General features: G+C 27.8%; 8 protein-coding genes. 6 read left to right on the top strand and 2 right to left on the bottom strand.

Annotated elements, in window-relative coordinates; genetic code table 11:
* The first annotated feature begins 3 nt into the window (after positions 1-3).
* Entirely contained in the window at positions 4-4,482 is a 4,479-nt protein-coding gene (locus C4S77_RS07490; protein ID WP_105247018.1) for a translocation/assembly module TamB domain-containing protein, read from the top strand.
* 28 nt (positions 4,483-4,510) lie between these two features.
* Positions 4,511-6,298: an excinuclease ABC subunit UvrC gene (uvrC, locus tag C4S77_RS07495; RefSeq protein WP_105247157.1), complete on the top strand. Its 1,788-nt coding sequence runs from the start codon at positions 4,511-4,513 to the stop codon at positions 6,296-6,298.
* Positions 6,299-6,536: 238 nt separating this feature from the next.
* On the opposite strand, the gene C4S77_RS07500 is transcribed toward uvrC, so the two are convergent.
* Positions 6,537-7,634, bottom strand: coding sequence for a glycosyltransferase family 4 protein (locus C4S77_RS07500; protein WP_105194063.1), 1,098 nt, complete (start codon positions 7,632-7,634; stop codon positions 6,537-6,539).
* 200 nt (positions 7,635-7,834) lie between these two features.
* Between C4S77_RS07500 and C4S77_RS07505 the strand changes: the two genes are divergently transcribed.
* Entirely contained in the window at positions 7,835-8,533 is a 699-nt protein-coding gene (locus C4S77_RS07505) for a polysaccharide deacetylase family protein (RefSeq protein WP_181042847.1), read from the top strand.
* 95 nt (positions 8,534-8,628) lie between these two features.
* Here the strand turns inward: C4S77_RS07505 and htpG are convergent, their stop codons facing one another.
* Complete coding sequence (gene htpG / locus C4S77_RS07510; RefSeq protein WP_105247019.1) at positions 8,629-10,512, bottom strand: molecular chaperone HtpG; 1,884 nt, start codon at positions 10,510-10,512, stop codon at positions 8,629-8,631.
* Positions 10,513-10,666: 154 nt separating this feature from the next.
* On the opposite strand from htpG, the gene C4S77_RS07515 reads away from it, so the two are divergent.
* The 3 genes from C4S77_RS07515 to C4S77_RS07525 all read left to right on the top strand — a co-directional run bounded on the left by C4S77_RS07515 (position 10,667) and on the right by C4S77_RS07525 (position 12,282).
* Positions 10,667-10,870: a hypothetical protein gene (locus C4S77_RS07515; protein WP_105247020.1), complete on the top strand. Its 204-nt coding sequence runs from the start codon at positions 10,667-10,669 to the stop codon at positions 10,868-10,870.
* Positions 10,813-11,682, top strand: a complete 870-nt coding sequence (locus C4S77_RS07520) for a hypothetical protein (RefSeq protein ID WP_105247021.1) — start codon at positions 10,813-10,815, stop codon at positions 11,680-11,682. The genes C4S77_RS07515 and C4S77_RS07520 overlap by 58 nt, the downstream gene beginning before the upstream one ends.
* A 138-nt stretch (positions 11,683-11,820) precedes the next feature.
* Positions 11,821-12,282 (top strand): GNAT family N-acetyltransferase, encoded by a 462-nt coding sequence (locus C4S77_RS07525; RefSeq protein ID WP_260209608.1) that lies wholly within the window; start codon positions 11,821-11,823, stop codon positions 12,280-12,282.
* Positions 12,283-12,316 lie beyond the last annotated feature (34 nt).

The raw sequence follows: 12,316 nt of genomic DNA on the forward strand, positions 1-12,316 counted from the left end.
TCTATGGCAAAGTTAAAAATTAAAAATTTATTTTTCGGATTATTAAAAGGTGTATTTTATATTCTTTGTTTCATACTCTTTTTATTTACTTCTTTATTTGTGGTTATTAATTTACCGCCTGTAAAGGAAAAAATAGCACAAAGAGGAATAACTTTTTTAAATCAACAATTTAAAACTCAGATTTCAGCTCAAAAAGTTGATGTGGATTATTTTGGGAATTTAATTTTTTATGAAGTAGCAGTAAAAGATCATCATAATTTTGATTTTATAAAAATAAAAGAACTCAAAGCCTTTACCAACACTCTTTCTTTAATTAAAAATTTAAATGATATTAAAATTGATCAGTTAAGACTCAAAGAACCTGTAGTAAGAGTAATCACATACAAAGGGGAAGAAAAAGATAATTTTTCTCTTTTTATTGAAAAGTTTAAATCAGATAAACCTCCATCTAAGGAAGTTTTTAAATTAGAAGGTAGGGTTGATTTAATTAACGGACAATTGTCAATTATAAATCAGAACCTCCCCAAAATAGATCAAATTTGGTTAGATACACAAGAATTAAATTTAAAAATTCCTAAAGTTAAAATCATAGATTCTGATGTTTATGTTACTTTAGATCAATTCAGATTTAAAGGAAAAAGACATAATGAAAATTACATAGTTAAACAAATTTCAGGAGATATTCATTATTCAGATACCGAATTAGCTTTAAAAAATCTTACTTTAGAAACAGATTCTTCTTTATTGTTAGGAACTCTGTATTTTAATTATTCTAAAAAGAATGGATTTAGTAACTTTTCAGATAAGGTTCTATGGAATTTAGATTTGTTGCATAATAGTAAGATTTCGGGTAAAGATATTCGATATTTTGTAAAAGGTTGGCAAACAGATGCAGTAATGAATCTTTCTTCTAAAGCACATGGAACTTTAAATAATTTACAATTATCTAATTCAATATTTTCTTCAGATAAAACTTTTTTTTCAGCTCCAAGTCTTATATTGAAAGATTTAGTTACTAAAGATAAGATTCGGTCTTTTTCTATAATTACCAAAGAAGCTACATTACAAACCTCTTATAATTCATTACGTACATGGTTACCTAAATTTATTTCTGTTAAAATTCCTCAATTAATTACAAACTTTGGTACAACAAATTATAAAGGAGATTTTTCCATTAATAAAAATATTGTATCAGCTAAAGGATATATGATTAGTGCAATAGGAAAAGTCGAAGCAGATTTGCAATTATGGGAATATTCTTCAAAAACACCTAAATATAAAGGGCATGTAGAAACATTTCATCTTAATTTGGCACCATTTACTAAAAGTACAACTATAGGTCCTATAACTTCTAAAATATCATTTGAAGGCGAAGGATTTAATATAAATCAAATTGATACACGCTTTGACGCTCAGTTGTCTCAATTATTTTTGAATGGAAAAATAATAAATAATATTTCAACGGTAGGAAATTTGAATCGTCAATTATTTAAAGGAAGTTTAAATGTAGCAGATCCTCATATGAGTTTAGAAATTAAAGAAGGTCAATTCGATTTTTCAAATAAAAGAAAGATAACGAAGTTTGAAACCAATATTCATAATTTAGACCTAAATTATTTTACTTCTTTAGTCGATAAAAATACTATTCTAAAAGGTTATATAAATACTGATATTCAGTTTAATAATATAGATGACTTAATTGGAGAAATTAATCTGAATAATGTTACTTTAATACATAATGATTCTATTAATTATGTTGAAAATTTTCAAATTAAGACTACTTCAGATAATGGAAACAGGAATTTTGATATTTTTTCGCCTAATATGATTATGGCTAATATTTATGGTAAATATAAATTAAATGATGTACCGGAAATGCTAAAAAACGGTGTCGGAAATTTACTAGTTAATTACAGGCCTAAAAAGCGATTTGACAATCAGGAGTTTTCTTTTATTTTTGATGTACAAAAATCTTTATTTGATATCTTAATGTTGGGAGTAGATATATCACCGGGAACTACTATAACGGGTAATTATATCGGGAAAAGCAATCAACTACAGGTTCAATTGATTTCCGAGTATATTTATTACAAAAATTTTAAACTTATTTCACCTAATATTTTTATAAATACAGCAGATACCTTAAGACAATTTAAAGGGTCTATGGCTTCATTCAAAATTAATAGAAATAGTTTTGATAATATTAATTTATCAGGATATAAGAAGCATGATTCGTTATTTGCATCTACTAATTTCGCATATGGGAAATATAAGGATCAACAAACTCATTTTGACTTAAATTTGTATCAGACAAGAGTAGGGAATGAGCTGATTTTTGGATTTAGCCCATCTAAGATAGATTTAAATAAAGGACAATGGACCTTAAATCCTGATTTTGAACCTAATGAGGCTATAGCCCATTATAATGTGATAACTAATAAGCTTACCTTAGAAAATATTCAGTTTAAATCAGAAGAATCAGAAATTAAATTATCAGGCGATTATATATCTAAAAATAATTATAATTTTAATATAGATTTAAATGATGTTGAATTAGCTAAAATTATACCTCAAAGTATACTTAAAGATATGTCTATCGAAGGGATAGCTAATGGTTCAGCTAAAATATATAAAACTTCTCAAGAAGTTAAACCTCTCATAGATTTAAATATAGATGAATTGAAATTTAATAATAAAGTATTAGGAAATTTAACAATGGCTGCTACTTATAGTGCTAATGATGATAAATATTTACTAAATGCCCGTTTATTAGATTCAGGAGAAGAACGTTTTTTAGCGAAAGGTTTTATTAAAAATGAACCGGGAAAACCTTCACAATTAGATGTAGAACTTATACCCAATAAAATGAATATTGCTCCTATAGGAACCTTTTTACAAGGAATATTTTCTAAATTTAGAGGAGAAGCTACCGGTGATGTGCATATTACCGGTAATTTAACCAGTCCTGTTTATCAGGGAATGTTAACATTAAGTCAGGTGGGATTTACAGTTAACTTTTTAGGAGTAGACTACCAATTGACTCAAGATCAGGATCTACAAATTTCCGATGGAAGGTTTTTCTTCAATAATATAGAATTAATGGATACCAAAACCAAAACCAAAGGAACAGTATATGGGGTTTTGGAAACCAAGAATTTCCAAGAATGGGGGATAAGTTTAGATTTTACAACCAATAATTTATTGGTTTTAAATACTACGGCTAAAGATAATGACTTATTTTATGGAAATGTTTATGCTTCTGGTGATTTTTCTATAAATGGAACAACCACGAAAGAAATACGGATTTCGGCTAAGGCTAGGGCTCTGGCAGGAAGTAATCTTACTATTAATAGTAGTAGTACTACTAATGCGACAGATATAAGTTTTATTAAATTTTTGCCCCAAAAGATTAAAGAAGATGAAGAAGAAAATGAGGTAAAACCCCCATTAGGATTATCTATTAATGCCGAGGTAACAGCAGATCAGAATTCGGTTGTAAATTTAATTATAAATCAGGAGACCGGAGATAGAATAGAAGTAAGGGGAGATGCAGAAAAATTAAAATTTAATTTGTCTTCGGTAGGAAGAATTACAATGGAAGGAACATATACAATAAAAGGTGATAGTAAATATTACTATCAAATGTTTGTTAACAAAGATTTTACAATTGTTCCTGAGAGTACCATTATTTGGGATGGAAGAGGCCCCACAGATGCCAATTTAAATATAACAGCTACTTATTCAAGAAATGTGAGTAATATTGGTGAGTATTTAGGTACCTCTACTGTACCAGCTACCAATGTTATTGTTAAAGCAATTTTATCAGGATATTTATCTAAACCTAAAATTGACTTTGATATAGATGTTGACGGAGCAATAAATGTAAAAGACCAATTGAAAACTAAATTAAATAATAATGAAGGAGAAAAACTAAATCAAGTTGCAGCAATTGTTATGTTTGGTAGTTTTCTTTCTGATAATATGGGCGGAAGTAATTATGCTTCATCAGCTTATGATATTGTATTAAAACAACTTACTTCCGTAATAAATAACATAAGCGGAGTTTTTTCCTTAGATGCTAATTTTAATGCAGGTTCTCGTATTGGAAATACAAGTGACAGAATATCATTAGATCCAACTTTTAAGTTAAATAATAGATTATCTATTGTAGGATCTGTAAATATGCCATTAGAACAAAAAAGTGCCGCTGATGTTTGGACTTATGGAGCAAAAATTGATTATGATATTTCTAAGAATGCAGATAAATCCCTTATAATTAGTGGTTTTTCCAAGCCTTCAACTTTCGGTTTAGAAACTTCTGTTTTAAGCAATTCAGGAGCCAATAATCAGGCTTATGGAGGAGGAATTGTGTATAAAAAATCTTTTAATAATATTAAAGAAATTATTGGAAGAAAAAAGAAAACAGCCAAAGAAAAAAAAGATTCAGAAGAAAAGAAAAAAACGGAAGAAAAGAAAGATTAAAAAATATACAAATATTGATTTTAAAATTATGTCTTTAGAGCTTCAGCTTAAAATATTGCCTAACAAGCCGGGAGTCTATCAGTTTTTTGATGATAAAGGAGAAATTATATATGTTGGAAAAGCAAAAAATTTACATAAAAGAGTACATTCTTATTTCAATAAAGAACATAATGGAAAAACACGACTTTTAGTTTCTAAAATTAAAAATATAAAAACTACAATAGTTGATACTGAATTTGATGCTTTATTACTGGAAAATAATCTAATAAAAGAATTTCAACCCAAATATAATATTCGTTTAAAAGATGATAAGTCTTATCCTTGGATATGTATTAAAAATGAACCCTTTTCTCGTATTTTTCTAACCCGTAAACTTATTTATGATGGATCTGAGTATTTTGGACCTTATAGCTCTGTCCTTATAGCACGTACTCTTTTAGAACTTATAAAAAGTATTTACCCGCTCAGAACATGTAAATTAGATTTAACACAAGAAAAAATACAGTCAAATAAATATACGGTTTGTTTAGAATATCACATTCATAATTGTTTAGGTCCTTGTGAAGGATATCAGACTTTAGAAGATTATAATGAAAATATAAAGGAAATTCGCGAAATAATAAAAGGAAATTTTTCAGAGCCTCTTTCTTCACTTAAAATGAAAATGATGGAATATGCAGAGAAAACAGAGTTTGAAAAAGCCCAATTTATTAAAGAAAAGCTAGAATTATTAGAAAAATATCAAGCTAAATCTACTGTAATTTCTCCAACCATATCAGAAGTAGATGTCTTTAGCATTATTTCAGATGAATCTGCAGCTTATGTAAACTTTTTTAAAATAGTTAGAGGAAGGATAATTCAATCTTATACAACAGAAATAAAGAAAAAATTAGAAGAAACTGAGGATGAAATTCTTGAAAAATCAATTATAGAAATCAGAGAAAAATTTAAATCATTTTCAAAAGAAATCTATATTCCTTTTTTTATTGATTTAGAGATACCTGGGGTAAAACTTTTTGTTCCTAAAATTGGAGATAAAAGAAAAATATTAGATTTATCAGAAAAAAATGCAAAAGAATATAGGCTAGAAAAACTTAAACAGGTAAAAATAACAGATCCGGAAAGACATACTAATAGAATTATGGCAGAAATGAAAAACCTTTTGCATCTGCCTAAAGAGCCCCGTTTAATTGAAGGTTTTGATAATTCTAACATTCAGGGAACTAATCCTGTGTCTGCTTGTGTAGTATTTAGGAATGGTAAACCCAGTAAAGGGGAATATAGAATTTTTAATGTTAAAACAGTTGAAGGTCCCAATGATTTTGCTACAATGGAAGAAGTTATACAACGAAGATACAGTAGGCAATTAAGAGAAGGAAATGAATTACCCCAATTAATACTTATTGATGGGGGAAAAGGACAGCTGAGTTCGGCATATAAATCTCTAGAAAATTTAGGTTTAGCTGGTAAAATTCCTATTATAGGTATAGCAAAACGTTTAGAGGAAATTTATTTTCCTCACGATTCTATTCCTTTGTATTTAGATAAAACTTCTGAAACACTAAAAGTTTTGCAAAAAGTAAGAGATGAATCACACAGATATGGGATTACACGTCATCGAAATAGAAGAAGTAAAAAGACTTTTACAACCGAATTAGATACCATATCCGGAATTGGAGAAAAAACGATACAACTTTTACTTACTCATTTTAAATCTGTACAGGGCATAAAAAAGTCTACTAAAAAAGAATTAGAAGAATTGATAGGGAAAAAAAGAGCTGACATTCTTTTTGAGTATTTTGAAAAAGAAATGTAAAAAAATATAGTTTTTTGATATATATTTTTTTGTAACTTTTTATTTTCAGTTCAAACATAAGTAATTTCGATATTAATAGAAATTATCTAAATAATTATGCAACGAAATAAAATTATAGTAGTTTGTTTGGATTAGCTAAAGAATACAAATTTGTTCAATTATGTTTATATGTTAAAATTAAATAACATTATTTGCTTTTTTAATAAATTATAGGTAGGGAAATGTAATGCGTAAATAATCAATTTTTTATCAAATTTTTATAAAAGGCATAATAATTTTTATAAACAATATCAAGGGTAAATTTTTCTTTTATCAGATTATTTGCATTAGTGGTAATTTTTTTGCATAATTCCGGATTATTCAATAATTGTATGGTTTTAGAAGCCAAACTATTACTATCTTTAACCTCACATAACATCCCAGTTTCACCATCTACGATTATTTCCGGTATACTTGAAACGTTGGTACTTACTACAGGAACTTTTTTGTAGAATGCTTCAAAAAGAGATAGAGGAATTCCCTCTCTGATTGAAGTTATTAAATATATATTTAAATAATTTAAATATTGAGAAGCATGATTCACAAAACCTAAAAAGTGAATATGATTTTCTATTCCTATCTCTTTGGAATATTTTTTTAAATCATCTTTTAATTCACCATCACCAAAAATAAGAAAATGCGTATTAGAATAATAAATAAGAATTTTTTTAGCAGTATCTATAAAAGTAAATAAATCTTTTGCCTTAGTAAGGCTTGCAAAAGTACCTATTAAAATTTCGTTTTCATTACTTTTTTTATAAATACTTTCTAAAGGAAGAGCAGCGGATTGCTCTGTAAGGGAAATTCCATCATATATGGTAATCAACTTAGATTGATCTTCAATAGAATTTCCCATTACTTTTTCGATAATCTTTGTAACGCAAATAATTTTTGAAATTCTTTTATGATTATATTTCCAATGATTCAATTTTTTATTTTTAATTATATTATTACTTTTTCTAGAATAGATAATCATTACCCTTTTAGGAAGAAAATAAGAAGAGGCTAATGTAAATGTAAGAGCTGTAGAATCATGAACATGAATAATATCTATTGATAATTTTTTTACGAGTTTTATAATTTTATATACGAACCTCAGATCAAAATTGTTAGCTCTGGGAACTTCGTAATAAGGAATTTTTTCCTTAATTAAATCTGAAATAATTACTGCATTTTTTCGAACTAAAACAATATTTTCAAATTTTTTTTGATTTTTAAATTGTTTAATAACATTTAACATCTGAATATCCCCACCTCTAAGTTCTTTAATAGAAGTAATGTGTAAAATTTTTTTCATTATTTTTAAAACCCATATTCAAATATAATTAACTTTACATAAAGATAATTAATGTTATATATTATTATATTAAAAATATTGAAAAATTAAAAATAAATTTTATGATAATAATTATATTTTTATTTATTTTATTTACTATAATTGTTTTCTTCAATTATCAGTTTAAAATTATAACATATAAAAAGAAAATTAGAGTGGTTATGTATCATTCAATATCTACTAACCAATTTGAAGATCAAATAACAATTACAAAAAAGAAATTTATTGAGCAGCTAAATTATTATAAAGAGAAAGGATATAACACAATAAATTTTACAGATATAGAAAATGGCACTATTCCCCCCAAAGCTTTGCTTATCACTTTTGATGATGGATTTTTAGATAATTATCAAGAAGCTTTTCCTCTATTGAAAGAATATGGTTTTAAGGCTGTTTGTTTTCTAGTTTTAGGTAAGTTAGGTAAAAATATGGATTGGGCAGGCAAGTATGTTGTAAAAGAAAGGAAATTAATGACCATTCAACAAATAAAAAGTTGTGGTCCTCATATACAATTTGCTTACCATACTTATAAGCATGATAATTACGAACAACTTTCTTTGGAAGAAATTAAAAAAGATTTAGAATTATGTACTTCAGTTGTGCAAGAAAACAATCTTTCACTATTTCCGGCTTTATCCTATACCTATGGTGGATATTACAGAAAAAAAGGTAAAGAACAAAAAGCTTTTTTTTCCTTATTAAAAAAATATGGAATAAATTATGCTTTTAGAGTTGGGAATAGAATTGCTCTTTTTCCTTTTAGAAATAGCATGACAATAAATCGCATGGATATAAGGGGATATGAAGATATGAATGTTTTTAAGAAAAGAATAAAATGGGGGAGAATTAAACTTATGTAATTAGATAAATTAATTTAATAATATAAATATTTTACCTTATATATAAACAAAAGCCGCTTGAAAAAGCGGCTTTTGTTAGTATTTTTTATTTAAAATTATTTAATCATTTCAAAGCTTCGCTTAATAAAATCAGTCAAATCTTTTCCTTTTAATATATTTTGCGAAAGTTTAGCCAAATCTAATGCTTGTTTTATAATTTGAGCTTTATCTGTCTTGTCTTCTTTAGATAAAATTTCAGAGGCTAAAGGGCTATTAGTATTTACTACCAGATTATACATTTCAGGAAAATTACCCATCATTCCATACATTCCTCCTCCGGTTTGTTGCATATCTTTCATACGTCTCATAAATTCCGGTTGGGTTAACATAAACGGAGCATCATCTCTTCCTAAATTTTCCAATGCTATAGTGTAGGTTTTAGAGTCTATAGTTTCCTCTAATTCTTTTTTTAATGCTTCTTTTTCATCTTCAGAAAGAATAGAAGTGGTTTCTTCTTCTTTTTTGATCAAATTGTTTATATGGTCAGCATCAACACGCACAAAAGAGATATTTTCCTTAGAAGTTTCCAACTTTTGTATTAAATGAGGAACAATAGGTGAATCTAAAAGAAGAACTTCATACCCTTTACTTTTAGCGGTTTGAATATATTGATCTTGTTCATTAATATTTGAAGCATAAAGAATAACCAATTTTCCCTCTTTATCGGTTTGATTATTTTTGATTTTATCTTTTAGTTCATCAAAAGTATAATACACTCCGTCTACAGTAGGATATAAAGCAAATTTATCTGATTTTTCGAAGAATTTATCTTCAGATATCATTCCATATTCAATAACTACTTTTATATCGTTCCATTTTTTCTCATAATCTTCGCGGTTTTCATTCATTAATGAAACCATTTTGTCTGCTACTTTCTTCGTGATATAGGAAGATATCTTCTTCACAGCTCCGTCTGCCTGCAAGTAAGACCTGGATACATTCAATGGAATATCAGGAGAATCTATAACGCCTCTTAGAAGCATTAAAAAATCTGGAACAATACCTTTAACTTCATCTGTAACAAATACTTGATTTTGGTATAATTGAATTTTATCTTTCTCAATGTTTATATTATTTCCTAATTTAGGGAAGAATAAAATACCGGTTAGGTGAAATGGATAATCTACATTTAGATGAATATAAAACAGTGGCTCATCAAACTGCATAGGATACAGCTCATGGTAAAAGGCTTTATAATCTTCATCTTTTAACTCAGAAGGAGATTTAGTCCATGCAGGATTAGGATTATTAATAATATTATCTACAGTTACTTTTTCCGGTTTAGCGTCTTTATCAGCTCCTTCAGGTAAAGGCAAAGTTTCTTCTTTAGTTCCGAATTTTATAGGAACCGGCATAAACCGATTGTATTTTAATAAAAGTTCGCGGATTTTATATTCTTCTAAAAATTCCACAGAATCTTCTGCAATGTGAAGTATGATTTCCGTTCCTCGATCTGTTTTATCTGAAGGTCCTAAATCAAACTGTGGACTGCCATCACAAGACCAACGAACCGCTGGAGTGTCTGTGTAGGATTTAGTAATAATTTCAACTTTATCTGCTACCATAAAAGAGGAATAAAAACCTAATCCGAAATGTCCGATGATTCCCTCTTTTTCTGCATCTTTATGTTTAGAAATAAAATCTTCTGCTCCGGAAAAAGCCACTTCATTTATATATTTCTGCACTTCTTCTTCGGTCATACCAATTCCCTGATCGATAATATGAAGAGTTTTATTCTCTTTATCGATCTTTATTTCAATCATAGGATTACCATATTCTACTTTAGCTTCTCCTATATTGGTTAAATGTTTTAACTTTAAAGTAGCATCTGTAGCATTTGAGACCAGTTCGCGTAAAAATATTTCGTGGTCACTATATAAAAACTTCTTAATCAGAGGAAAAATATTTTCTACCGATACATTAATATTTCCTTTTGCCATATATTTTCTTTTTAATTCAAATTTTATTTGTAGTCCTAAAATTCAAAAAAAGTACCAATTCTCAAAGAATGACAAAATGACAATGAATCATTTAAAGTAAAAATTATTGGGTATAAGTAAAATAAAAATTACATTTGTTTAAAATTAAATTATTATGAAAAAAATACTTATGAGTCTATGTTCTTTGTTATTTATAACTACATGGGTAAAAGCCCAGAATCAATATCCAACAGAAAAAAATTCATCTCCGGTTATTGATGGAGGGGCTATTGAAATGATTAAGCCATCTATGGATGGAGTTTGGGCGAAAGGTTTGTTTATAAACAAACACTTAATTCTCCAATTTCAGCAGGAATAGGGGCTTTTGGTATAGGAAATGATTATCATTTTTTATATTTTGGAATAAATAGTTCTCCTTGGGATGACTTATCCAAAGGAATGTTTTTACGGGAAAATGGAAGATTGGGAATAGCTACTCATAATCCTATAGCCAAATTTGATGTTTCTGGAGGTAAATTAGGACAAGAAAAAGGATCTGAATTACCAATTGCTGCTTTTACTTCTTCTAATGCTAATCAAAATAAATTAATAATAAAACAAATGAGGTGGGCAAATGATAACCAGTGGATTTCAGCAAGTACGAGATTACAGTTAGTAACTGATATTACCCCTCAGGGATATATAGAATTTAATAGTATTCCACCTTCCGGTGTAGGTACTGCTGAAAACCATAGATATGATAAGGTAGGAATAACGATGGGACACGGAAATCAAGAATATTTTAGAATGAATTATGGAAATGGTTTTATAGGATTAGGAACTAATGATCCAGATGAAAGGCTTACTGTAAAAGGTAAAATTCATGCAGAAGAAGTAAAAATAGATTTGCAGGTTCCTGCTGATTATGTATTTCAGAAATATTATACAGGAAGATCTTCGCTAAAAAAAGAATATAAGTTACCTTCTTTAGAAGAAGTAGAAAAATATACCAGAGAAAATCATCATTTACCAGAAATACCATCTGCTAAAGAAATTCAGGAAAATGGATTGCAATTGGGAGAAATGACTAATCTCTTGTTGCAAAAGATAGAAGAGATGACTATATATATAATTGAACAACAGAAACAAATAGAACAACTTAAACAAATAATAGATTCTCAGAATAAATAATATATATTTTTAGAAAAGGTAAGTATAGATTTTGTATATTTCATATTTTACAGATTAAGAAATAAAAGCCTTTTATTTTTAAAGATAAAAGGTTTTTTATTAGATATGTTTAGTTTCAATTTTAAATGTAAAATAATTATGATGTTAGATATACAAATACGAAGAGCCCAAAAAGGAGATTGTTCCAGGTTATTAGAATTAATTCGGGAGTTAGCAGAATATGAAAAAGCAACGGAACAGGTTACTATAACTTTAGAACACCTGGAAGAAAGCGGTTTTGGTAAAAATCCGGTTTGGAGAGCTTTTGTCGCTGTAGATACAAAAACCAATATTATTGTTGGGTTTTCGTTATATTATATACGTTTTTCTACTTGGAAAGGACAACGGTTGTATCTGGAAGATATTATTGTCAATAAAGAATGGAGAGGAAAGGGAATAGGAAGCATGTTATTTGATACACTTCTTAAGGAAATGAAAGAACAAAAATTTACGGGTATGATGTGGCAGGTTTTAGAATGGAATAAACCGGCAATAAAATTTTATAAAAAATATAAGGCTTCTTTTGATCCGGAATGGATAAATTGTAATATAGAAAATTAATTTTCATATTTTATTTTTAACTTTGAAATAGGTA

The sequence above is a fragment of the Apibacter adventoris genome, from assembly GCF_002964975.1.
In the GTDB taxonomy this organism is placed as follows: domain Bacteria; phylum Bacteroidota; class Bacteroidia; order Flavobacteriales; family Weeksellaceae; genus Apibacter; species Apibacter adventoris.

What these genes read in the sequence shown, in the direction of transcription:
- C4S77_RS07490 (WP_105247018.1), top strand. Translation starts at nt 4, where the DNA reads ATGGCAAAGTTAAAAATTAAAAATTTATTTTTCGGATTATTAAAAGGT.
- uvrC (WP_105247157.1), top strand. Translation starts at nt 4,511, where the DNA reads ATGTCTTTAGAGCTTCAGCTTAAAATATTGCCTAACAAGCCGGGAGTC.
- C4S77_RS07500 (WP_105194063.1), bottom strand. Translation starts at nt 7,634, where the DNA reads ATGAAAAAAATTTTACACATTACTTCTATTAAAGAACTTAGAGGTGGG.
- C4S77_RS07505 (WP_181042847.1), top strand. Translation starts at nt 7,835, where the DNA reads ATGTATCATTCAATATCTACTAACCAATTTGAAGATCAAATAACAATT.
- htpG (WP_105247019.1), bottom strand. Translation starts at nt 10,512, where the DNA reads ATGGCAAAAGGAAATATTAATGTATCGGTAGAAAATATTTTTCCTCTG.
- C4S77_RS07515 (WP_105247020.1), top strand. Translation starts at nt 10,667, where the DNA reads ATGAAAAAAATACTTATGAGTCTATGTTCTTTGTTATTTATAACTACA.
- C4S77_RS07525 (WP_260209608.1), top strand. Translation starts at nt 11,821, where the DNA reads ATGATGTTAGATATACAAATACGAAGAGCCCAAAAAGGAGATTGTTCC.